Origin of the sequence: Vibrio sp. Vb1755 (genome assembly GCF_033338635.1) — a bacterium.
GTDB lineage: Bacteria > Pseudomonadota > Gammaproteobacteria > Enterobacterales > Vibrionaceae > Vibrio > Vibrio alginolyticus.
The window spans coordinates 136,505-160,314 of record NZ_JAWOTA010000009.1 but is presented as its reverse complement, the minus strand read 5'-3'; the positions used below and the strand labels follow the sequence as shown (position 1 = coordinate 160,314).

The window sequence follows — 23,810 nt, the reverse complement described above, 5'->3', positions numbered from 1 at the left end:
TCCTCTTAAACGTTTTCGCCACGTGCACGCATGTCTGCAAGAACAGTATCAATACCTTTCTTGTCGATGATGCGCATACCTTTAGCAGATAGACGTAGTTTAACAAAACGTTTTTCGCTCTCTACCCAGAAACGATGAGTTTGTAGGTTCGGCAGAAAACGACGCTTAGTAGCATTTCGTGCGTGTGAACGGTTGTTACCCGTTACTGGACGCTTACCAGTTACTTGGCATACTCGTGACATGAATGTCTTCTCCAAAATCGTTTCAGCTCGATATCAACCTTGGTGGCCGAACCTCTCTATCTCTCGAAAAGAAGTTAGAGGTTAAGAACCGCTATGGAAAATCCATACAAGGCTATCAAAGGTCGCGCATTATACTAACTTGATATGCATTGCTCAAGACCCGAACAGATCCTTTTTACAGGTTTTCGTGATCTTTTTTTAGACAGCAGATTTTTTTAGCAGTCCAAGCTGAATTCAGTTAAAAATTTAGTGGCGTGGATGATAGCAGATTTTTAGCAACTAACAACCTAAAAAACGCACAGTTATATCCAGCCTCTTTCAGCAAAAGAGACACTTTCCCCATCTCCGATGACGAAATGGTCCAAAATACGAATATCCACCAATGCTAATGCGTCGATGAGACGCCTTGTAATCCTTCTGTCAGCTTGGCTCGGCTCAGCAACCCCTGAAGGATGATTGTGCGCCAAAATCAAAGCCGCCGCGTTATGATGCAGAGCACGCTTAACAACTTCTCTCGGATACACCGACGCTGCATCCAACGTTCCTTCAAATAAAATTTCATCTTTTATCACTCGGTGCTGGTTATCGAGAAAAAGAATATAAAAAGCCTCTCTTTGCCGATCCCTCAAAATAGAAGACAGATATAACTTAGTTTGGTCGGGGCTGGTTAAGGCATCACCACGCTTTAGCGTCTCCGCCAAGTAACGTTGTGTCATTTCTAGTACAGCTTGCAGTTGAACATACTTGGCTTGCCCTAATCCTTTGTGACGACAAAACTCTTCTTCTGATGCTGAAAATAGTTGTCTGAGCGAACCAAAGTCTTGAATAAGGAAGTCTGCAAGCTCAATCACGTTCATTCCGCGGGTGCCTGTGCGCAAGAAGATGGCCAGTAGCTCAGCATCGGTCAAAGCTTGCGGCCCTCGTTGCAGTAGCTTCTCTCTGGGCATGGACTCATTTGGCAAAGCTTTCAGTATCATCTGATGTCTCTTTATATGGAAAGTGTCCCTATTCCACAAAACAAAAAGCGAAAGTCGAGTATGACTTTCGCTTTCTTCGTACTATCAGTGTTTTCCATGCAACTTAACAGTTCATCAGAGTTTAAAGTTGCCAACCAAGCCGTGAATTTCTGTTCCAGACTGTGATAGCTGCGTGCTGATTGACTCGGCATGCTGCAACGTCTCATTAATGTTGTTCACGATCTGTTGAATAGCCACTAAGTTTTGGTTGATGTCTTCTGCAACCGCGCTTTGTTCTTCTGCGGCAGACGCGGTTTGAATACCCATATCTCGAATTGTTCCGATAGAATGATGAACACCAGAAAGAGATTGCTGAATGAGCGCAGATTCTTCCGCCGTTTTGACACCTCGTTTTTGGCTCACCGACATCGTACTGACCGCTCTTGATACACCATTTTGTAGCTGCTTGAGCATGTCGCCAATTTCATGAGTACTATTTTGCGTACGACTGGCTAACGAGCGCACTTCATCCGCAACGACGGCAAACCCTCGACCTTGCTCACCGGCTCTAGCCGCTTCAATCGCCGCATTTAGGGCCAACAAATTCGTTTGCTCGGCTATCTCGCCAATCACATCCAGCACTTTGGTTATTTTTTCGGTCTGTAAACTCAACTCAGAAATTGCATCTGACGTGCTGTCTATCTCCGTCACGAGTTCGGTAATGCCTTCTATTGCTTGCTCGACCTCATGCTGAGCGGCGGTGACTTGACTGTTGGCATCGTCAATTGCCTGCGCGGTCGCATTAGTATTGCTGGCTACTTCTTTGGCAGTCATGCTCATTTGCGTCACTGCCGTCACGACTTTGTCCGTCTCTAAACAGTGATCCTGCATTTGACCGCTCGCTTGGCTGGTCTGAGTGTTCAGGCTTTGAGAAACGGTCTGTACTGTCGTCGCAGAGCGATGAATGTCCTGCATCAGTGGGTGCAGCTTATCCATAAACTCATTAAACGCGGCCGCCACTTCACCGACTTCATCCTGACTTTCGACTTTTAAACGAGCCGTTAAGTCACCGCCGCCTGCGGCAACATCTTTTAATGAAGCCGCGACATGTTGTAATGGCTGAATGCCTTTAGACACCACGATACTGGTGAGAACACTGGTAATGATCAATCCAATAACGGAAATCAACACGGCAGATAATGTATGCTCTTTTAGCTCTTGAGTCTTTAACTCTCTGTGCATCGCAACTTGCTGGTCGATGTCATCAATATAAACGCCAGTACCTAAAACCCAGTCCCATTTCGATAGATATTCTGCATAGCCCAACTTAGGCGCTTGTGCGTCAATGGTCGGTTTGTGCCACGAGAAATAGAGGAACCCATCCCCTTTTTGAGAAGCGTCAATCAAGCCCGCAATAACTGCGACCCCATTTTCATCTTTTAAGTCGTAAAGGTTTTTACCCTCTAATGCAGGTTTGATGGCGTGCAACGTATTCACACCTTGAGAGTCGTAGGCAAAAAAGTAACCATCGCTTTCAAAGCGCATGGCTTTCAGAATTTCTTTTGCTGCCTCTTTATTACTTCCATTTACATCCGCGTCGTATAAAGGTTTTATCGCCGTCACGCCCATCATCATATAGGCTTGTAACTCTTTCTTTTTCGTTTCGATGAGCTCTTGCCTGTCTCTTGCTAACTCCGCTTCCAAACTTTTACTGCTGTTGATGTAATACACCACTGAGATCAACGTAGTGATCAACAGCAGCGGAATTAGGGTTATCAGCAGCAATTTGTTTCGGCTTTTCAACACCATGGTTTCCACTACCTCTTTTTCTTTTCAGACTTGCAAACTCCGCGCAACTTGTCTGTGAGGTAGGCGAGAATTTTCCCTTCCTCGGTCAGATTAATACTCTGGAGTTTGATGTGAATTATCTTCTCGTTATATATGCTCGGGCGGTCAGACTTTGAATTGTGTTAAAATCCGGTCATCAAATTGGAGATCTCACATGCAAACACTAGCAGGAAAGAAAATTCTACTCGGCATCAGTGGCGGTATTGCCGCGTATAAATGTGCGGAGCTAACCCGTCGCCTCATAGAGAGAGGAGCGCAAGTTCAAGTTGTAATGACGAAAGCCGCAAAAGAGTTCATTACCCCTTTAACCATGCAAGCCGTTTCGGGCCGTCCTGTCTCGGACAGTTTACTAGACCCAGCAGCGGAAGCCTCTATGGGCCATATTGAATTGGCCAAATGGGCAGATTTAGTGCTATTAGCGCCCGCGACCGCGGACTTAATCGCGCGCATGTCCGCAGGCATGGGGAACGATTTACTTACTACGCTCGTGCTCGCGACGGATTCCCCTGTTGCCGTTTCTCCTGCGATGAATCAACAGATGTATCGCAATATCGCAACCCAAGAGAACATCGCTACGTTAGCGCGTCGTGGTATGCACATCTGGGGCCCTGCGGCAGGAGAGCAAGCCTGTGGTGATGTAGGACCAGGTCGAATGCTGGAACCAATGCAGCTAGTACATCTATGTGAACAGTTCTTTCAACCAAAATTGCTAGAAGGTAAGTCGATACTCATTACCGCCGGACCAACTCGCGAAGCGATTGATCCAGTGCGTTACATTACGAACCATAGCTCCGGGAAAATGGGCTATGCATTGGCGAGCGCCGCAGCGCAGATGGGAGCAAAAGTCACCCTCGTGAGCGGTCCTGTCAGTTTAAATACGCCCGTAGGTGTTGAACGCATAAATGTTTCCAGTGCACAAGAGATGCACGAAGCCGTTATGACACATGCAAACCAGCATGATGCCTTTATTAGCTGCGCTGCCGTTGCCGACTACCGCCCACAAACGATCGCGTCTCAAAAGTTGAAAAAGACAGAAGACAACGACGAAATGGTCATTAATATGGTTAAAAATCCTGATATTGTTGCATCTGTGGCAGCAATGACGGAGAAGCGTCCGTTTACCGTCGGTTTTGCGGCTGAAACCAATGATGTAGAGACCTATGCTCGAGGCAAGTTAACAAAGAAAAACCTCGATATGATCTGTGCAAACGACGTTTCGGTTGCAGGGCAAGGATTTAACAGCAACGACAACGCAATTACCCTTTACTGGCCTGAAGGTGAACTTGCGCTCGCTTTAGAATCAAAAGAAGCATTGAGCTTTAAAATTCTCGAAAAAATGCATCAATTGATGTAACTAACGTTTGAAAACCCTGCCAATTTTTTACAAAAGCTGGCATAAATTTGGTACAAAAATGACAACTAAGGGTGTTAAATCTCCCATTCCACCCTTAGTGGTCTAGTTTGAGGCGAAATAGCGTCTTATAATCCCCTCCGCTCAACTTTGTATTTTGAAAGGAAGTAACTAATGGCCGGCAGTAAAAAATCCAACCGTCGTGAAGAAATCTTACAAGCATTGGCAGAAATGCTTGAATCAACAGATGGCGCTTCACGCATTACTACGGCAAAACTGGCCAAGCAAGTCGGCGTTTCAGAAGCCGCGCTGTATCGTCATTTCCCAAGTAAAGCGCGCATGTTCGAAGGGTTGATTGAGTTCATTGAAGAAGCCTTGATGACACGTATCAACCGTATTCTAGACGACGAAAAAGATACACTAGAGCGTATTCGTATGGTGATGCACCTTATTTTGGCGTTCTCTGAACGTAACCCAGGTCTGACACGCATTTTGTCGGGTCATGCTCTAATGTTTGAAAATGAACGTCTACGTGAACGCATCAATCAACTCTTTGAGCGTATAGAAACACAATTGCGCCAAATCCTGCGTGAACGTAAGATTCGTGAAGGGAAGTCTTTCCCTGTCGAAGAGCGCATCCTAGCCGCGCAAATTCTGGGACAAGTTGAGGGGAGCCTAAACCGCTTTGTGCGTAGCGACTTTAAATACCAGCCGACTGCAAACTTTGACGAGTACTGGGCGCTTTTGAGTGCACAAATAAAGTAAAAGACTATGAGTAAAGACAAATACACGCAGCCCGAGTTTTCTCTTTCACTTCTTCACCCTCGTAACTGGGGCGTATGGCTTGGTTTTGGTCTGTTGGCCATCCTCGTCAATATTCTTCCTTATCGGCTGCTGCTTTCATTAGGTCGTTCACTCGGTAAACTTGGCATGCGCTACGGTAAAAAGCGTGTCCACGTTGCTCAGCGTAACTTAGAATTGGCCTTTCCAGACAAAACACCTGAAGAGATTCAACATATTGTTGAAGAGAACTTCAAAAATACCGGTATGGCACTGATAGAAACCGGAATCACTTGGTTCTGGCCGACTTGGCGCTTTAAAAACCTGATCGTCGAGAAAGATCTCGGCGCACTGCGTGAAAAAGCCAAAGAAGGTAAAGGCGTCCTACTTTGTTGTGTCCATGCTCTAAATCTAGAGATCACTGCGCGTGCTTTCGCCGTGTTAGGCGTGGCCGGGTACGGCGCGTTTCGTCCGCATAATAATCCTGCTTATAACTTTATCCAGTATTGGGGACGGACACATAACGGCAATAAACTGATTGATCGTAAAGATGTAAAAAAGATGATTCGTGTTTTACGCAGCGGTGAGCGTCTGTTCTATTTACCGGATCACGATTACGGTCGCAAAAAATCAGTATTTGTGCCCTTCTTTGCCGTAGACGATGCGTGTACGACAACAGGCACGAGCATTCTGGCGTATACCTCAAAATGTGCGATCATCCCAGGCTCAGGATTTCGCAATGACGAAGGAAAATACGACATCATCGCCGATAAGTGCATTGAAGCCGATTATCCACAAAAAGACGAAGTCGCCGCTGCCGCTTATATGAACAAGTATGTGGAAGAAGTCATTCTACGCGCTCCAGAGCAATGGATGTGGCTCCATAAACGCTATAAAACCATGCAAGATGAGCATGTCGAGAAAGGCATTCGCTATAAGTAAGTGGTCAAGGCGATAAATCCAAAAACAAAAAAGGACAGATGAATATCCATCTGCCCTTTTTACTTTTTCAGAAAAAGTAACGAATTAAATGCCGTATTCTGCGCGGTACGCTTTGACTGCTTCTAGATGCTCTTTGTCTGTGCCTTTCTCTTCAAGGAAAGTCACAAGGTCAGTCAGGCTAACGATCGAGATGATTGCACAACCAAAATCACGCTCCACTTCTTGGATCGCAGACAACTCACCTTTGCCTTTTTCTTGGCGGTCAATCGCAACCAACACACCAGCAAGGTCTGCGCCATTTGCTTGAATGATTTCCATCGATTCACGAATCGCAGTACCTGCTGTGATTACGTCATCCACTAGCATGATTCGACCTTCAAGCGCAGAGCCTACAAGGTTACCGCCTTCGCCGTGATCTTTCGCTTCTTTACGGTTGAAGCAGTAAGGCGTGTCGATATCGTGGTGATCCGCCAGCGCGACTGCTGTTGTCGTCGCGATTGGGATACCTTTGTACGCCGGGCCAAACAGTACATCAAACTCAATGCCAGAATCAGCGAGCGCGGCTGCGTAAAAACGACCAAGACGCGCTAGGTCACGACCAGTATTGAAAAGACCAGCGTTAAAGAAGTACGGGCTTTTACGGCCAGATTTCAAAGTAAACTCACCAAACTTAAGAACTTCTTTCTCAAGTGCAAACTCAATAAATTCACGCTGGTATGCTTTCATTATTTTCTCTCTATGTCCTTGGTTTCTTGTGTCTCTTCTCGACAATCATTCATTTCTCTATTGTCGAGATAAAAAAATAGCCCCCATAATGGGAGCTATCTAAATCAATTGGCTAACGCCGCCTTCTGCGCTGCGACAATTTCCGTAATGCCGACTTTCGCCGACTCGAGCAATGCCATCAGCTGTTCGTGACTGAACGGTTCACCTTCTGCGGTGCCCTGAATTTCAATCATCTTGCCTTCTTCGGTCATTACTACGTTCATGTCTGTGTCTGCCGCTGAATCTTCAACGTATTCAAGATCACACAATACTTCGTCGCCTAGTAAGCCGACAGAAACTGCCGCTACGTGGCCTTTCATTGGGTTTGCTTTTAGCTTGCCGCTATCTACTAGGTGTTGGAACGCATCGGCCATTGCAACACTTGCGCCGCTGATAGATGCAGTGCGAGTGCCACCGTCTGCTTGGATAACGTCACAGTCAACGGTGATCATGAACTCACCCATGACTTTTAGATCGACAACAGCACGTAGGCTTCGCGCGATAAGACGCTGAATTTCCATCGTACGGCCGCCTTGTTTGCCACTTGCCGCTTCACGACGAGTACGAGAATGTGTTGCTCGAGGTAGCATGCCGTATTCAGCTGTAACCCAGCCTTTACCTTGACCTTTTAGCCAACGTGGCACAGATTCTTCGACGGTCGCATTACACAACACTTTGGTGTTACCGAACTCAACTAGCACTGACCCTTCAGCGTAAGCTGTGTAGTTACGAGTAATTTTGATAGGGCGAACTTGATCCGCCTTGCGATCGTTTGGACGCATGGGCATCTACCTTAAATATGAGGAGAAGACGATTTGGTTGGGCGAAGATTATAACGGAATCGATTCCGGATTCATAGGTTACGCCGCTGGCACAACATAAACAATCCATACATCCCGCGCACCTATCGACGCAGCATGATACACTCTTGAAGTAATTTTCAAAAAATGAAGACAGGAAAATTCGATGATTTACAGTATGACAGCGTATGCACGCAAAGAAGTAAAAGGCGATTGGGGCTCTGCGGTATGGGAAATCCGCAGCGTGAACCAGCGTTATTTAGAAACATACTTCCGCATGCCAGAACAATTTCGCGGGTTAGAGCCCGTTTTACGTGAGCGCTTTCGTAAGCGCTTAGCGCGAGGCAAAGTAGAATGTAATCTGCGTTTTGAAGCAAACCCTGCCGCAAAAGGTGAGCTTAGCATCAATGAAGCGCTTGCTAGCCAGGTAATTAAAGCCGCTGAACAAGTCATGCACATGACTGGTGAACTGAGCCGAATCAATCCATTTCAAGTCATGCAATGGCCGGGGGTAATGGAAACGCCAGAGCAAGACATGGATGCGGTAAATAAAGTGCTACTAGAAGCATTTGATGGCGCAATGGATGAATTTATTGAAGCGCGCGCTCGTGAAGGCGAGAACATGAAGGTGCTGATTGAACAGCGTTTGAACGCCATTTCTGCAGAAGTCGTAAAAGTGCGTGCGCGCATGCCAGAAATTTTAGAATGGCAACGTGAACGACTATTCTCGAAGTTCGAAGACGCTAAAGTGGAACTGGATCCATCTCGTATCGAGCAAGAGCTTATCCTTCTGGCACAGAAATCAGACGTAGCAGAAGAGCTAGACCGTCTTGACTCTCACGTAAAAGAAACAACAAACATCCTGAAGAAAGGTGGCGCAGTCGGTCGTCGTCTAGATTTCATGATGCAAGAGTTCAACCGTGAATCGAACACGCTAGCGTCGAAATCCATCAGCACCGACATCACCGCATCGGGCGTTGAACTGAAAGTTCTAATTGAACAGATGCGTGAGCAGATCCAAAACATTGAATGATCTAAAAGTCATCGAGTATTGAAACAAAAAAGCCCCGCTAATACGGGGCTTTCTTTTATTCGTCTTTTTCCGAAGTTCTGTTATCAACGTAGGGCCAATAATGGTGCCCAATTCTGATCAGCAAAGTAGCCGCAGCCAAAATAAACGCAGCCAGAGATAACCACACAACCAAAACTGCATCCAGCTCTTTCATTCCGAGTGTGATATAGCGGGCGATTGCCATCATCGCGATATAGATAGGATAGCGTACCGGAATTTTACCGTTCATCACGAACTGCTGCACCATGGCGAGCACTTCCAGATAGATAAACATCAAAAGAATATCTGTGAGTAAGACACGCTTCTCTACAAATACGTGCACAAACTCTTGCATCATGGCGTACAACGTCGCCAAGGTAATAGAGACTAATAACACCGCCTCCAAAATATGGAAGATTTTCAGGAAAGGTCGACTAAAGGATTTTGGTAAATTCGACGGCATGGTCCATTATCCAAACAAAGAAAATAGGCCTTGAGTTTAGCATGCAACGATCTTCAATCAATCAGAATAAACATCAGTGCAAATCGACTCCAAGTCCTGGCATTTGCTTATAAAAACGCTCCGCTTATTTGGCGGAGCGCTTTGGTGTTATAGGACCTGTGGCATCACTTACGCCACTTGCTGCTTTTTTTCAGCTACGCGCTTTTTCTTCCGATATTTAGGGTGAGTGATCGGAATCGCAGATAGGAGTTTTTTGGTGTATTCGTTTTGCGGGTTTGCATAAATTTCTTTAGCACTGCCTGCTTCTACCACTTTACCAAAATACATCACGGCAACTTTGTCAGAGACATGTTTCACCACAGAGAGATCATGAGAGATAAATATGATCGCCAAATTCATTTCTTGTTGCAGTTGTAGCAATAGGTTCAAGATTTGCGCCTGTACCGACACATCTAACGCAGATACCGATTCATCACAAATCAGCAGTTTAGGCTTCAATGCAATCGCGCGAGCAATACCGATACGCTGCCGTTGTCCGCCTGAAAATTCATGTGGATAACGGTTTACTGCCGTTTCTGGTAATCCCACTTTGATTAAAAGCTCTTTTACCCATTGTTTACGCTCTGTTGGCGTGCCAATTTTATGAATAACAAACGGTTCTTCCAGAATCATACCGATGGTATGACGCTGATTGAGTGACTCCATTGGGTCTTGAAAGACGATTTGCATGTCTTTACGCAGCGATCGCATCTCTTTCACAGACAATTTAGTGATGTCTTTACCTTCAAAGAAAATCTTACCTTCTGTTGGCTCGTATAACTTTAAGATCGTGCGACCAAGGGTGCTTTTACCACAACCTGACTCACCAACTAGCCCCAGTGTTTCACCTTCAGAAACAGACAGTGAAACTCCGTCTACCGCTTTGATGGTGTAGCCTTTCTTGAACAGCCCTTTACCAGAAACAAAGTGCTGCTTAAGATTTTCAATTCTTAATACTTCTTTTGCCATAACATCCTCTTTTATGACTGGTTCACTTTGCTCAGTTAACTGGCAAACATACTGGCATCAATAGGCTTGATATCGATCATCTGCTTTGGCTCATTATCTAAGCTCGGCATCAACCCCATCAAACGCTCTGTATATGGGTGCTGTGGGTTATCAAACAACTCAAAAATTTCTGCTTTTTCGACAATACGTCCGCCATACATCACGGCAACATCATCACACACTTCTGCCACAACCCCGAGATCGTGAGTGATGAAGATCATCGCCATGCCCGTTTCTTCCTGAAGCTCGTTCATCAGTTCAAGGATAGACGCCTGAACCGTAACATCCAACGCTGTAGTCGGTTCATCACAAATCAGAATATCCGGCTTACAGGCCAATGCCATCGCGATCATGACACGCTGGCGCATACCACCAGATAGGTTATGGGGATACTCATTCAATCGCTTCTCTGGCATTGGAATTTTTACTTTTGCCAGCATTTCAATCGAGTACGCCTCCCGCTCCTTTTTGTCGAGCTCAGGTCGATGGAGCTCAAGCACTTCACATATTTGACGACCAATGGTGTGCACTGGGTTGAGCGCAGTCATCGGGTCTTGGAAGATGATCGAAATGCGATCGCCACGCATGGCGTACATCTCTTCCGCAGGCAAATCAACTAGGTTGGTGCCGCGATAATTCACTTCACCTTTGATAATGTTGCCATATGGCTTAGGTAATAGCCCCATGATCGACATTGAGGTTACGCTCTTGCCACTACCTGACTCTCCCACCAGGCCGAGTGTACGTCCAGCTCTCACATCAAAGTTCACACCATGCAGAACCTTCACTGGCCCATCATCGGTGGTAAATTCAACTTCGAGATCTTTAACACTTAGGATTACATCGTTTTCCATAACCAATCCTTACAGCTTATAAGTGTCATCTACGACAACAACAGGTTCAAAAGCTTTGCCTGATTTCATCGCTTGTTTCGTTTCTTTTTTGATATCACTATCAATCCAGTAAGTGCCATCGCCTATGATTGAACCACTGAACAGCGCCTCTGTCATGCGATTCATTGGCTTATCTGGAAACTTTAACCAGCGCCAGTGACCATAGCGGACATAAGGAACCATGTAGCCTGGGACGATAACGTGAGCATCAATGATGTCACGCTGAATCTCATGACCTAGCTGGATCTTTTTATCCATATCCATGCCAAAACGATACTCGATGATCTTTTCATCCAGTTCTGGCGTGCTGTAGTTTGTGAAAGAGTTAGTTTGCGGCTTGTTCGCATTGACTGAATGGAAGTACTCCCAATACGTTGGGATCTCAGACGTACCCATATCTAAGAAAGCCAAATCGTGCTTTTTCTCACGTACGTATTTGAACATGGATGAGCCATCAACTAACTTGAGCTCAATATCCAGCCCTGCTAGCTTGGCTTGCTCACGCAAAAAGGCAATACGAGGAGTATGAACAGGTGTTCCGTAGGTCAGCTCGAAGCTTAAGCGCTCACCTTTATCATTGACACGAATACCATCAGAACCAATTTTGTTAAAGCCTGCGGCTTCGAATGCCTCGGCCGCTTTTGCGGGATCAAACTTCGGTGCCTTAGCATCTGGTAGGGTGTATTTACCATGACCATAACCGGTCGGGTTCGGTTTACGGGAGTAGTCGCCACGCATGACATTCTCTATCATGCCATCAAAGTCAATCGCGTAAGTAATGCCCTTGCGAATGTTTAAATCATCCAGCAAAGGCATCGCGGTGTTCATCCATACACCACCAGCCCCAACTGGGAATTGGTTGTAACCCCAGAACTTTTGAATGTATCCCTTCTGGTAAGGTTCCGTATTCGATTTATCATGCCATAAGCTTGGTAAAACAAGACCAAATGCGTCCAGCTTCCCTTTCTCAAAGTGCTTCATCGCGATATCACTGTCGCGAATCACTGTGATGCGGATTTTGTCGACATTATAGCGATGTTGATAATACTTATTGCTGTAACCCCACCAGTCTTCACCGACATGTTTGAAGGTCACACTTTTACCTTTTTTAATGTCATCTAGGTAGTATGCACTGGTCGTTGGTTCACTTTTAAAATTGTAGTAGCGGACAAAGTTGTCATGTATACCGTCACCATTTTCATCTTTTGAAGGGTTAGCATAAAAATGTGCGGGACGTGGGCGCAGAGCCCCCATTCGTAACAGCAATTCTTCCGGATTAAACTCTTTCGCCGCCTTAACAGCAAACGTATGAGTGTCGTACTTGATAACATCCGCAATCGTTTTGTTGTAGTAATCGTTGTACCAAGGTTCCAAGATGTCTTTGGAACGATAAAACTTCAGCATGAACACGAAATCGTCGGCAGTCACAGGTTTGCCGTCCGACCATTTGGCTTCAGGGTTGAGTTTGAAATAGACCGTTTTGTTGTCACCTGCTAACGCCCACTCGTTAGCAAGCTCAGGTATGAACTCTAAAGTATCTGGGTGGCGGACCACCAAGCCTGGTGTTTCATCTAAGATAAAAGAACGTAGCCCTGCATTAGCGTCTGGACCAACACTACGTAACGTCTGTGGGAAACTTGACATAAAGGTGCGATAAGTCCCTCCACGTTTCGCTTCTGGCGAACCATATTGAGGCTCATCCCAGTTTGTTTGCCAGTTTAAGTCAGTCGGAAGCGTTGCTGACATTGCACCAAAACTCAGGGCGCTCAGCGTGGACGCTAAAAATAATTTCTTCATAAAACTTCCCTTTTTATGTTTTGCTCACAATGCTCGCTTAAACATAGCGTGTGAATTTTTTCGGGTCGAAAGCCGCTCGAATGGCTTCACCAATAAAGGTCACCATTACCAGAACCAGAACAATAGAAGTCACTACTGACGCAACAATCCATGGCGAATCTAAGTTTGACTTACCTTGTTGCAGTAGTTCACCCCAACTTGGCGTTGGTGGCATCAAGCCTAATCCTAGGTAATCGAGAGCAGTCAGTGCTGTGATGTTAGCTGCAATAGTGAAAGGCGCTAGGGTTACAATCATCACCATCGTATTTGGCAAGATGTGATTAAACAAGATACGTCCGGTCGATGCCCCTAAAGCACGAGCCGCCATTACATATTCTCGTGCCGCTTCTTTATAGGTCATGGTCCGCATGTACCATGTCATCCCCATCCAAGTGAAAAGCACGTTAATAGCGACAAAGAGAGCGAACGTCGGCTGAACGATTGAGACAAGAATCATAATGACGTACAAAAACGGGACCATTGACCAGATTTCGATAAGTCGCTGTACAAACAAGTCAAATTTACCGCCCCAAAAACCCATAGCACAACCGACTGCAGTACCGATCGCGTAGGAAATGGCCATCGTAAGCAACGCAAATCCCATCGCCGTTCTGAATCCGTAGACGAGTCGCGCCAAAATATCGCGACCTATCACATCTGTACCTAAATAATGCTTATTTTCGGCACTAGGCGCTGTTGGCGGGAAATCACCACTAAAATCTTGTTCGTATGGGTTCCACGGCACAAGCGGCAAAATAACAAAGTTGTCTCCCCCTTCAGCCTCAAACGCTTTTTGCAGTACACGATAATCGGCTTCACTGGATGACTCTTGGCCGAATTCGCTACCTAAACGTACGTCACTGACAACAGGAAAATAGTAGCTACCATCGTACTTGACGACTAGCGCTTTACTGTTGATCAAAAGTTCGGCGAATAGAGAAAGGATCAACATGATAGAAAGAGCAACAAACGACCAATAGCCTCGTTTGATCTCTTTAAAGTGACGAATTTTCTTTTGAGTTAATGGACTAACTTTAATCATGTTACGCTCCAAACTTCACACGTGGGTCGACTAAAGCAACACAAATATCTGAAATGATGTTACCAATGAGCAGTAACAACGCATTAATGGCGACAATACCCATAACAACAGGGTAATCACGCTCCATGATTGATTCGTAACCCAATAAGCCAATGCCATCAATATTGAAGATAACTTCAATCAGGAAGGCACCGGTCATGAAGAACAACAAAGAGTTACCAAAGTGACTCGCGATCGGAATTAAGCTGTTACGCAACGCGTGCTTACGAACTGCTTTTTTGAAAGGTAATCCTTTCGCAATTGCGGTGCGGATGTAATCTGAGGAAAGGTTTTCCATCAGGTTATTTTTCATTGTCATCGTCAGCGTGGCAAAATCACCAATGAGGTAACAGATCAAAGGCAACACCGCATGCCACATAATGTCTTTAGCGCGTTCAAAGAAGGTTTCGTAATCGTCGAAGTCATCGCCGACAAAGCCTCCCATCGGAAACCATTCCAAGTGATAACTAAATAACGTGATCAGCAATACACCCACCACATAACCTGGTAGCGCGTAGCCTACGAAAATGAGTACTGAAGAGGCGGAATCAAACACAGAACCGTGCTTGAGCGCCTTATAGTAACCAAGAGGAATCGAGATAAAATAACTAATAAAGAAGGTCATGCCGCCATAAAACAACGACACTGGCAAACGCTCTGCGATCATATCCGAGACAGGCTCGTAGTAACGCGTCGACTCGCCAAGATCTAGCATTACCAAACGACTTAACCACTCGACGTACGCTTCCGTTACAGGTTTATCCAGGCCATAAAACGCATTCAGCTCCGCGATTTGATCGTCAGAAAGGGCCGTATTACCACCCGCAGACGTCATTGATGCGGCGCCGTCCCCCTGAGACTGCATTTGTGACAACATGCGTTCAACAGGTCCGCCAGGCACGAAACGAGTGATAGCAAAGATGAGAATAGTTATCCCGAGAAACGTTGGGATAACCAACGCCAAACGGCGTAAAAAGTACGACAGCATATACAACTTGCTCCTTGTCTACTGTCCAGTTCAAACGGAGTGAAAGAGGATATTTTCCGCCCAAAATGGTGCATATTTATCTCGTAGTAACTAAAACTGTTGAAGCACACTCCCTGCGCCTCAAGAGCTAGACTTTTCTACTACTGCAATAATTTCAGCGTCATATTTATCTTGAATCCACATCAGCTTCAAGTGTTTGAAACCAAAACATGACAAACTTCCTTCGATGTCGAAAAACAGAAATGTTTTTGTAAAAAATTATAAAAAACCACAAAAATAATTCATACAGAATATCAATCTAGGCTGTTTAGAGCCAAAAACCTACATAAAAACGCACCCTACACACATAAATAGACACATAATCCAAGGTTATATTTGACCTAAAAATACGAGTGAGCCCTTTAACCGCAATGGGTATCATATTTTGATACCACCTAATAAGTTCGAGCTAACAAAGTATGGATTCGATATAAAACTCATCTCAGAACAATTCACTGGGAAAATATCTTTTTCCAGATTCAATTACCCACTAAAAAACCATAGGCAAGATAAGTCATTAAAGTTTATAAGAAACACAAAATACGGTGTTTTATTGAAATTTAATATCGATTCATAAACTTTATTCGGTTTTTTATTCCGCCTTTTTAACAAAGCCCAGTTATTCACATCTTTTTTACATTTAAGCATCCCCGTTTACCACTGGTTTGACTTCCTTTTTTCATCTCGGTTATACATTGGCCGAACGTTAACGAAATATTAACGTCACATTTGGCCGCTATGCGGCCAGACATAGGAAATAATAATAATCGGAGCAACAAGGATGTATAAAAACACAACCGCTTTATCTGTTGCGATAAGCCTTGCTTTGGGGACAGCAGCAGTTGCAGCCCCAGCAACAGCACTGGCAGAAGAGCAGCAAGTTGAAAAACTTCAAAAGATGAAAGTTACTGGTTCGCGTATCTCCACGACGGATATGGAAGGTCCTTCACCAGTTACTGTTATTAATAGTAAAGACATTGAGTCTAAAGGCTTTAACAGCGCGCAAGACGTATTGAACAGTTTGACCCAAAACACAGGTGGTGTAATGGCTCAAACAGACTCTTTCTCGTTTACACCAGCAGCGCAGTCAGTCAACTTACGTGGCCTTGGCGCGTCACGCACATTGATTCTTATTGATGGCCGTCGTCTTCCTCAATACCCGCTAGCACAAGATGGTACATCTAACTTCCAAGATATCGGCCAAATCCCTGTCGCCGCTATTGAGCGTGTTGAAGTAATGACCGACTCAGGTTCTGCTATCTACGGCTCCGACGCAATCGGTGGTGTCGTAAACTTCATTTTAAAGAAAGACTTTGATGGCGTTTCTGTAAAAGTACGCGCGGGTGACGCGACGGATGGTGGTTACCAAAATGGTCGTTTAGACGTTGTAGCTGGCAAAAACTTTGACGACAAACGTATTCTCTTCGTTGGCCAATTTGCGGGCAACGAAATGCTAAAGCAATCTGACCGAGATGATTGGGCTGGCGATGACGGTTCTAGCCGTTCTCAGCTAAGTGGCTACTCTAGCTACGGTGCAAACTTTGAAGGCGCCAACGGAACACTTCTAACACCAGCTGATGCTGGTTCTTCATGTAAAGAAGTCGTTGGTGATGCCGCGATTGAACGAGCGGATGGAAAGTGTGGTGTTAACCGCTCTGCATACCGAACATTAAAACCAGAAAACAAACAAGTAGACCTACTTTTACGTGGTGAAATGGACATTAACGACAATGTCACTGCCATGGCAGAAGCCCGTTTTGGCTACAAGTCTACAGAATCTGAATTCGAACCTAACCCTTACAGCGTTGAAGTTGATGCCACTCACTTCCGCGGCGAAGGCGAATACACTCGCCGTATGGTCGAATTTGGACCACGCGAAAGTAACACTGAAGCCGATTCTTTTGGCTTAACCTTAGGCTTGAACGGCCTGCTTGCTGATACGTATGATTGGGACCTATCCGCTGGTTACTCTGAGCAAAGCGTTGAAACAAGCAACCCAGCAATCTTTCTAACTCTCGACCAAGCTGTACAAAATGGTGATGTCGATCTTCTAGGGCCTATCTCACAAGACGTTGTAGACAAATACAGCGGCACTTCAAGCAAAGAAGCTTACTCAAAGCTTTACTCTGTTAACGGCTCACTGGCTGGTGATTTGGTTGAACTTCCTGCAGGTATGTCTGGCTTTGCTGTTTATGGTGAATGGAACCGTACTGACTACAATGAGACGATTGATGCTACAACAGCAGCTGGTGGTTTCTCTGGTCTAGGTGGAACATCAGGCGGCGGTGACCGCGATCAGATTGGTCTTGGTGTTGAAGCTCTTATTCCTATCATTGAAGATTTAGAAATGACTGTCGCTGGTCGTTACGACCACTACTTCGACGACTCGGCAACTGGCGGCGCATTCACTCCTAAAGTAGCCCTAGCATACCGTCCTACTGACACCCTATTGCTACGTGGTAGCTACGGTCTAGGCTTCCGAGCTCCAGACTTGAAGCGACTATTTGGTGATCAAACTCGAGGCTTTGGTTCTGGTTTTGACCCTGTGCTTTGTGCCAACGCTGGTGGTAGCGGCCCACAAGATAAAGATAAGTACCCAGAGTGTGATACTCAGTACTTCGATACGCTTAATGGCCCTAACTCTGAGCTGAAAGAAGAAACAAGTACAAACATTAACTTGGGCCTAGCGTGGGAGCCTGTGGATGATCTTGGTGTAACTGTTGACTGGTACCACATCAAGATGGAAGACGTCGTAACAGCACCAACTTACCAAGACGTAATTAACGATCCAGGTAAATACCCAGGTACTGAAGTCGTTCGTAACCCAGATGGCACCATCAAGTCGGTATCCTATGGTCCAGTGAACCAGTCGTATGAAGAGCGTTCTGGTATTGACCTAGCGATCAAATACGCATACGACACTAATGAGTTCGGTTCATTTAACACGCGTGTTGCTGTAACGAAGATCTTGATTGCTGAATATCAAGAAAACGACAGCGAGCCTGTAACGGATGAAAGAGATTTCATGCCTGAATACACCGCAACGTTAAATCTTGGCTGGGCATATGAAGATGTCGCTATCAACCTATTTGGTAAATACCGCGACCGTATGTGTTCAAGCTACGCAAACCGTTACTACTTTGATGACTGTGATTCTGCTAAAAAAGCGGGTTACAAAGCAGAAATCGCTAGTATGACAACGTGGAACCTAACGGCTTCTTACCAATTCAACGAGAGTGGTCGTGTAACTCTTGGTGCTATCAACATGTTTGACAAAGTACCGCCTGCAGATCCTCTAAGCGATACCTCTCCATTCTATGCAACTGGGTATGACGATCCAATCGGACGTCAGCTATACGTCGAGGCATCATACGACTTCTAAAAAATATTTGGCGCGGGTTTTCCGCGCCCTTTTCGACTGACTAAAACACTGACAAGGATGCAACCATGAAATTCAAGGAATTTGGTCTCAGTGCCATAGCTGCAGCATTGCTTACTATCAGTAGTAGCTCTATAGCGGCCAGCTCTGGTGCTGTCGTTTCCACACAAGCAAAAGCAAATCAATCTTCAGAAGCTTCGCAACAAAAAATCGACAATTATGCCGAAAGTACTGAAGGCATGTTGGCAGAATACAAAGGCTTACTACGTCAAATCGACAGCATGAAAGTCTACAACGAGCAAATTAACCGTATGGTTCAATCACAGCAAGGTGAATTGGACTCATTAAATAACCAAATTGCTCAGATCGATCAAACGGCAACAGAAGTAGTGCCACTAACACTTAAAATGATCGATGCACTCGATGAGTTTGTGACTCTCGATCTGCCTTTCCAGAAAAAAGAACGTAATAAACGTGTCCAAGAACTGCGTCGTCTCATGGATCGCGCCGACGTAACGACTTCTGAGAAATTCCGTAAAGTGATGGAAGCCTACCAAATTGAAGAAGGCTTCTCTCGCTCAATTGAATCTTACAAAGCTAGCCTAGATAGAAATGGGGAAACCGTGACTTACGACTTCCTACGTATTGGTCGCACGGCGCTTTTATTCCAATCTCCAGACGGTGGTGAGACAGGTATGTGGAACCAACAAACACGTCAATGGGAAACATTACCGGAAAGCTACCGCATAGCGGTACAGCAAGGCCTTCGTATCGCGAAGAAGCAAGCGCCACCAGCGCTAATCAAATTGCCTGTATATGCTGGGGAGGAATAAGAGATGAAAGGATTCAAAACTCTAGCCGCTGGCCTACTAGCGAGCTTATTTATGGTTTCTGGCGTACAAGCAGAAGCGCCTAAAAACTTATCTGAACTACTTAAAAACGTAAAATCAGAAAGCATCGTTGAGTCGAAAGAGAACAAAGCCCGTGAAGCTGAGTTCAAGAACAATCGCGATAAGCAAGCGGTATTATTGCAACAAGCTCGCGAAGAGTTAGCTGCGCAGCAAGCACTGGGCGATCAACTTAAAGCAACATTTGATGAAAACGATAAGCAGCTAACTGAACTAACAGAAACCCTACGTGTTCGCTCTGGTACTTTGGGCGAAATGTTTGGTGTGGTCCGCCAGTATGCGGGAGAGTTTAAGGGCTTATTTGCAGCCTCTCAAAACGCTGTTCAGTTCCCAGAGCGTGACGCTCTACTAACGAAACTGGCTGAAAGCAAAGAACTGCCATCAACACAAGAGCTAGAAGCATTCTGGCATACCATTCTTCAACAAGTGGTTGCCTCAGGCGAGACAGCAACAACCCAAGCAACGGTTGTTTATGGCGAAGGTAAAGAAGCGGTTCGCGATGTTACTCTTGTCGGTGAATTTAACGCGATTGCCGATGGTAAGTACGTTACTTATGTACCTCAAACAGGTAAGTTCGAAGAACTCTCTCGACAACCTCGCACCAATATTACACGTCATGTTGCGGGCTTTGAGTCAGCGTCAAACAGCTATGAGCCACTGTTTATTGACCCATCCCGTGGTGTAATTCTGTCTCTACTTGTACAAAGCCCTACCGTTCAAGAACGTATTGATCAAGGTGGCATTGTAGGTTACGTCATCCTTGGTATGGGTGCAGTTGGCGCTATCATTGCTCTAGTTTGCTTCCTACGCCTTCAAGTGATTGGCGGTAAAATGCGTAAGCAAGCGAAATCAGAAACCGTGATTCCTGGTAACCCTCTGGGTGAAGTTATCCAAGCTTACCAAGAACACAAAGGTGACAACCTTGAAGATCTTGAAGCGAAACTGGACGAAATCATCCTACGTAACGCACCGAGCATTGAACGCTTTATTAGCTCAATCAAACTGTTCGCTTCTGTAGCACCACTTCTAGGTCTACTGGGTACGGTAATGGGTATGATCGGTACGTTCCAAGCAATCACACTATTTGGTACAGGTGATCCTAAGCTAATGGCTGGCGGTATCTCTGAAGCACTTGTTACTACGATGCTTGGTCTGGTTGTCGCAATTCCTCTACTGTTCCTGTACACCATCGTACACAGTAAAGGTCGTCGTTTGGTTCAAACTCTTGAAGAACAGAGTGCAGGCTTCATCGCTCGCTATCAGGAAAAACTACATAAAGCCGAAAGCTAAGGAGGCGTTATGTGGTGGTTAGTTGGAGAACTTGAATCAATTAGGCGCTTCTTGGGAATGGGTGGCGATGTACTCGTCGCCATCTTCATCCTCAGCTTTATGCTTTGGGCAGTATTGTTAGAACGTTGGTTCTATTTTGCTGCCGTCGCTCCAAAAGCCATGAAAAAAGCCGTTGGCTCATGGCAGGGGCGATCAGAGCACCAGAGCTGGAACGCTAAGATGATCCGACAAGAAATTGTTTCTCGTCAGGACATTGAGAATAAAAAGGGCCTGCCAATCGTGAAAGTGTTGATTGCGCTTTGTCCCTTACTGGGTTTGCTCGGCACCGTTGTTGGCATGATCCAAGTATTCGACATCTTAGCGGTAACAGGAACAGGAAGCCCTCGAGCAATGGCCTCGGGGATCTCAAAGGCAACAATCCCAACGTTAGCCGGGATGGTGGCTTCTCTATCAGGACTGTTCTTTAGTTCACGTCTTGATCATTTAGCCAAAGTCACAACGCAAAAGCTGGAAGATAAGCTAAAGCATATTGCCTGAGTAAATGGAATTAGAGGTATAGGTCATGAAAAGACGCTATAGCAGTGATAGCAGTGATGAAACCGCTATCGATATGACACCGATGCTCGACATCGTATTCATCATGTTGATCTTCTTTATCGTAACAACATCGTTCGTAAAAGAAGCTGGTCTAGAAGTAAACCGCCCGACGGCAAGCTCTGCGCAAACCGTGAAAAAAGGTAACATCATGGTCGCAGTTGGTGCGGCGGGTGATGTTTGGGTTGATAAACGCCGCATCGAAGTGGACGCGGTTCGCGCGAATATTGAACGTCTTCGTGCAGAAAGCCCTGATGGCGCAGTAGTTATCCAAGCCGACACTGAAGCAAATGCTGGCGTAGTCGTGAAGGTTATGGACCAGATCAAAATGGCAGGTGTAGAAAGCATCTCCATTGCCGCAACCAATAAGGATTAAGCTTATGCGGTATCTGGCCTCAATTGCACTGGCGCTCATTGTCTCCCTCGGGTTGTTCTGGGGGATGGACAAGCTAGTAAACAAAGAGCGCCACGAGTTAGTGTCGAATGATGACCTGCGTATGGTCGAGTTTATTCGCATTAAACCAGACGAAAAAATACAGGAGAAAAAACGCGAACTTCCAAAGCCACCACCGCCTAAGCGTCCGCCGCCGCCGCCAGAAATGAAAGTGACAGCGACAGTAAAACCGGTGATGGAGCAGACCCCAATGGATATGCCAAAGCTTGACCTACCCGTAAATGTTACAGGTGGTTCGGTGCTTGGACATTATAGCCAGGGTGGAGGTGCGCAACTCGCGGGTAGCGGAGGTCCAACACCTCTAGCGACATTCCAACCTCAAATGCCTAGGAAAGCTGCGAAAGCAGGAATAGAAAAAGGGGTCGTCTTATTAGAGTTTACTGTCAACGCACGTGGTGCCGTAGAGGACATCAAAGTTCTTAAAGAGCAACCACGACGCTTAGGCCTCGGTCGAGCGGCAAGAAAAACAGTCTCTAAATGGACATTTAAACCAAAATTGGTTGACGGGAAACCTGTTAGCTCGCGCCTATCGCAAGAAATAGAGTTCTCAACCAATTAAGGAGTCACGATGAAAAGTTTATGGAAAAGCAAAGTGGCTTCTTTAATTCTCTTCGTAGGAGTGGCAATGGCCGCTCCTACGATGGCAAAAGAAGCTCCTCAGTTATCAGATCGGACATTTCGAACCGTTAACAAAGTGCAAGAGTTGATCGCAACTGAAAAATATTCAGCAGCGAAAGAAAAACTAGCAAGCGCTTTAGAAAGCACAAGTTCGAAAAAATACGACCGAGCAGTTTTACTTCAGCAGACTGGCTTTTTGTATTCGCTACAAGACAATTATGTGCAAGCAGCAAAATACTTTGCCGAAGCATTACAGCTCGACGCACTTCCCGTTCCTGTTGCTCAACAAGTTCGCTACAGCTTGGCTCAGCTTTACCTAGCTGAAGAAAAGTATACGTTATCTGTAAAAACGATGAAGGAATGGTTCAAGGTTGCAGAAACAACCAAAGAGAAGCCTCAAGCTCATGCTTATATCACGTTAGCGAGCGCCTATGTTCAGTTGGAAGATTACAGAAATGCAATCCCGCCAACCAAAAAAGCCATCGCGATGAGCAAGAGCCCAAGTGAGTCTTGGTACTTAATTCTCGTTGCATCTCACTACGAGTTAGGCCAGCTGAAAAGCGTTGCCAGTGTACTCAAAACTCTGACTTCAAAGTACCCTCAGAAAAAGCGTTACTGGATGCAACTTTCTGGTGTCTACATGGAGCTAGGTCAAGAGCGCAACTCTCTAGCCACCCTAGAAATGGTTTACAAAATGGGGAAACTAGAAGGAGAGAAGGAATATTTACGCTTTGTAAACTTCTTGGCTTATCAAGGTATTCCATATAAAGCAGCCAAAACTCTTGAAAAGGAAATGGCAGCTGGAAACATTGAAAAGACGAAGGAAAACTATGACCGCCTAGCCAGTTTCTGGCAGCAAGCTAAAGAGCTAGATAAATCAATTCTCGCTTATAAAAAGTCATATAACCTCGCTCCTTCTGCTAAAACGCAAATTCAGATTGCTCGCTTAATGATACAAGACAAGCAGTATTCTGAAGCAACTCGTTTTGTAGAAAGCGCGGCATCCAGTGCCTCTAAAGAGCAAAAGGCAGAACTTGAATACATTCGCGGGATGGCCTATTTCGAGCTTAAGCAACCACAAAAGGCCTTGCAGGCGATGAAAGGCGCTGCTCAATCGCCAAAATTCAGGTCAACCGTTAGCCCTTGGATAAATTTCCTAGAGTCTCAAGGATAATTCGAAGATTAAGTGTGAGTCAGTCGCACGCCTGGGGAAGTGAAAGCTTCCCCTTTTTTCCGTTTTATCTTTATTAACCCCTATTTTTAACCAGAGTCACTCACGCAAGCCAAATCGGGACTCTAAACCTAAAATCAGCACACTAAACGGTTGTAGAAATGGTTTTAATAACAGAGTGCGCGGATGGTAAGTCCTGTACCACGCTCCTTCTTCGCTGTTTAGGAACACTCTGGCGTAAGTAACTATTTCATCTGGGACGATCACAGACAGAAAGATCAACTGGTAACAAAATAGAGATCATGATACTCTTC

The 23,810-nt window shown here is 45.5% G+C and carries 22 protein-coding genes; 11 read left to right on the top strand and 11 right to left on the bottom strand.

Going from position 1 to position 23,810, the window contains the following annotated elements; all coding sequences use genetic code 11:
* Nucleotides 1-5: 5 nt before the first annotated feature.
* The 3 genes from rpmB to R7E00_RS10970 all read right to left on the bottom strand — a co-directional run bounded on the left by rpmB (nucleotide 6) and on the right by R7E00_RS10970 (nucleotide 3,007).
* The gene (rpmB, locus tag R7E00_RS10980; protein WP_005384783.1) at nucleotides 6-242 is read right to left on the bottom strand and encodes a 50S ribosomal protein L28; all 237 of its coding nucleotides are present in this window, start codon (nucleotides 240-242) and stop codon (nucleotides 6-8) included.
* A gap of 302 nt (nucleotides 243-544) precedes the next feature.
* On the bottom strand, nucleotides 545-1,219 hold the full coding sequence (gene radC / locus R7E00_RS10975; RefSeq protein ID WP_017820707.1) for a RadC family protein: 675 nt from the start codon (nucleotides 1,217-1,219) through the stop codon (nucleotides 545-547).
* Between the two features lie 114 nt (nucleotides 1,220-1,333).
* Nucleotides 1,334-3,007 (bottom strand): methyl-accepting chemotaxis protein, encoded by a 1,674-nt coding sequence (locus R7E00_RS10970; RefSeq protein WP_017820706.1) that lies wholly within the window; start codon nucleotides 3,005-3,007, stop codon nucleotides 1,334-1,336.
* Between the two features lie 193 nt (nucleotides 3,008-3,200).
* Between R7E00_RS10970 and coaBC the strand changes: the two genes are divergently transcribed.
* The 3 genes from coaBC to R7E00_RS10955 all read left to right on the top strand — a co-directional run bounded on the left by coaBC (nucleotide 3,201) and on the right by R7E00_RS10955 (nucleotide 6,119).
* A complete protein-coding gene (coaBC, locus tag R7E00_RS10965; protein WP_017820705.1) occupies nucleotides 3,201-4,400 on the top strand; it encodes a bifunctional phosphopantothenoylcysteine decarboxylase/phosphopantothenate--cysteine ligase CoaBC in 1,200 nt (399 codons plus the stop codon).
* Nucleotides 4,401-4,571: 171 nt separating this feature from the next.
* Complete coding sequence (slmA, locus tag R7E00_RS10960; RefSeq protein WP_005379386.1) at nucleotides 4,572-5,162, top strand: nucleoid occlusion factor SlmA; 591 nt, start codon at nucleotides 4,572-4,574, stop codon at nucleotides 5,160-5,162.
* A gap of 6 nt (nucleotides 5,163-5,168) precedes the next feature.
* Nucleotides 5,169-6,119 (top strand): Kdo(2)-lipid IV(A) acyltransferase, encoded by a 951-nt coding sequence (locus tag R7E00_RS10955; RefSeq protein WP_033905948.1) that lies wholly within the window; start codon nucleotides 5,169-5,171, stop codon nucleotides 6,117-6,119.
* An 84-nt stretch (nucleotides 6,120-6,203) separates the two neighbouring features.
* On the opposite strand, the gene pyrE is transcribed toward R7E00_RS10955, so the two are convergent.
* Nucleotides 6,204-6,845: an orotate phosphoribosyltransferase gene (gene pyrE, locus R7E00_RS10950; RefSeq protein WP_005379384.1), complete on the bottom strand. Its 642-nt coding sequence runs from the start codon at nucleotides 6,843-6,845 to the stop codon at nucleotides 6,204-6,206.
* A 104-nt stretch (nucleotides 6,846-6,949) separates the two neighbouring features.
* Nucleotides 6,950-7,666 carry a ribonuclease PH gene (gene rph / locus R7E00_RS10945; protein ID WP_262606305.1) on the bottom strand — a complete coding sequence of 239 codons (717 nt, stop codon included), beginning with the start codon at nucleotides 7,664-7,666 and terminating at the stop codon, nucleotides 6,950-6,952.
* A gap of 184 nt (nucleotides 7,667-7,850) precedes the next feature.
* Here rph and R7E00_RS10940 point away from each other — a divergent pair, with 184 nt between their 5' ends.
* Nucleotides 7,851-8,717 carry a YicC/YloC family endoribonuclease gene (locus tag R7E00_RS10940; protein WP_158173571.1) on the top strand — a complete coding sequence of 289 codons (867 nt, stop codon included), beginning with the start codon at nucleotides 7,851-7,853 and terminating at the stop codon, nucleotides 8,715-8,717.
* 55 nt (nucleotides 8,718-8,772) lie between these two features.
* Here R7E00_RS10940 and R7E00_RS10935 read toward each other — a convergent pair whose 3' ends face one another.
* The 6 genes from R7E00_RS10935 to R7E00_RS10910 all read right to left on the bottom strand — a co-directional run bounded on the left by R7E00_RS10935 (nucleotide 8,773) and on the right by R7E00_RS10910 (nucleotide 15,043).
* Nucleotides 8,773-9,198, bottom strand: a complete 426-nt coding sequence (locus R7E00_RS10935) for a phosphate-starvation-inducible protein PsiE (RefSeq protein ID WP_158173570.1) — start codon at nucleotides 9,196-9,198, stop codon at nucleotides 8,773-8,775.
* 168 nt (nucleotides 9,199-9,366) lie between these two features.
* On the bottom strand, nucleotides 9,367-10,206 hold the full coding sequence (locus R7E00_RS10930; protein ID WP_005379372.1) for an ABC transporter ATP-binding protein: 840 nt from the start codon (nucleotides 10,204-10,206) through the stop codon (nucleotides 9,367-9,369).
* Nucleotides 10,207-10,241: 35 nt separating this feature from the next.
* Nucleotides 10,242-11,099 carry an ABC transporter ATP-binding protein gene (locus R7E00_RS10925; RefSeq protein ID WP_005379371.1) on the bottom strand — a complete coding sequence of 286 codons (858 nt, stop codon included), beginning with the start codon at nucleotides 11,097-11,099 and terminating at the stop codon, nucleotides 10,242-10,244.
* Nucleotides 11,100-11,108: 9 nt separating this feature from the next.
* Nucleotides 11,109-12,935: an extracellular solute-binding protein gene (locus R7E00_RS10920; RefSeq protein WP_005384774.1), complete on the bottom strand. Its 1,827-nt coding sequence runs from the start codon at nucleotides 12,933-12,935 to the stop codon at nucleotides 11,109-11,111.
* A gap of 37 nt (nucleotides 12,936-12,972) precedes the next feature.
* Complete coding sequence (locus R7E00_RS10915) at nucleotides 12,973-14,016, bottom strand: ABC transporter permease (protein ID WP_005379369.1); 1,044 nt, start codon at nucleotides 14,014-14,016, stop codon at nucleotides 12,973-12,975.
* A 1-nt stretch (nucleotide 14,017) separates the two neighbouring features.
* The gene (locus R7E00_RS10910; RefSeq protein ID WP_005384771.1) at nucleotides 14,018-15,043 is read right to left on the bottom strand and encodes an ABC transporter permease subunit; all 1,026 of its coding nucleotides are present in this window, start codon (nucleotides 15,041-15,043) and stop codon (nucleotides 14,018-14,020) included.
* 820 nt (nucleotides 15,044-15,863) lie between these two features.
* On the opposite strand from R7E00_RS10910, the gene R7E00_RS10905 reads away from it, so the two are divergent.
* The 7 genes from R7E00_RS10905 to R7E00_RS10875 all read left to right on the top strand — a co-directional run bounded on the left by R7E00_RS10905 (nucleotide 15,864) and on the right by R7E00_RS10875 (nucleotide 23,499).
* Nucleotides 15,864-18,464, top strand: a complete 2,601-nt coding sequence (locus tag R7E00_RS10905) for a TonB-dependent receptor plug domain-containing protein (RefSeq protein ID WP_017634998.1) — start codon at nucleotides 15,864-15,866, stop codon at nucleotides 18,462-18,464.
* A gap of 65 nt (nucleotides 18,465-18,529) precedes the next feature.
* Complete coding sequence (locus R7E00_RS10900; RefSeq protein WP_064353525.1) at nucleotides 18,530-19,294, top strand: DUF3450 domain-containing protein; 765 nt, start codon at nucleotides 18,530-18,532, stop codon at nucleotides 19,292-19,294.
* 3 nt (nucleotides 19,295-19,297) lie between these two features.
* Entirely contained in the window at nucleotides 19,298-20,659 is a 1,362-nt protein-coding gene (locus R7E00_RS10895; RefSeq protein WP_182038434.1) for a MotA/TolQ/ExbB proton channel family protein, read from the top strand.
* 9 nt (nucleotides 20,660-20,668) lie between these two features.
* On the top strand, nucleotides 20,669-21,196 hold the full coding sequence (locus R7E00_RS10890; protein ID WP_005379363.1) for a MotA/TolQ/ExbB proton channel family protein: 528 nt from the start codon (nucleotides 20,669-20,671) through the stop codon (nucleotides 21,194-21,196).
* A gap of 25 nt (nucleotides 21,197-21,221) precedes the next feature.
* Complete coding sequence (locus R7E00_RS10885; RefSeq protein ID WP_005379359.1) at nucleotides 21,222-21,629, top strand: ExbD/TolR family protein; 408 nt, start codon at nucleotides 21,222-21,224, stop codon at nucleotides 21,627-21,629.
* Nucleotides 21,630-21,633: 4 nt separating this feature from the next.
* Nucleotides 21,634-22,266, top strand: coding sequence for an energy transducer TonB (locus tag R7E00_RS10880; RefSeq protein ID WP_005379353.1), 633 nt, complete (start codon nucleotides 21,634-21,636; stop codon nucleotides 22,264-22,266).
* A 9-nt stretch (nucleotides 22,267-22,275) separates the two neighbouring features.
* Nucleotides 22,276-23,499 (top strand): tetratricopeptide repeat protein, encoded by a 1,224-nt coding sequence (locus R7E00_RS10875; protein WP_054579406.1) that lies wholly within the window; start codon nucleotides 22,276-22,278, stop codon nucleotides 23,497-23,499.
* Nucleotides 23,500-23,810: the final 311 nt, after the last annotated feature.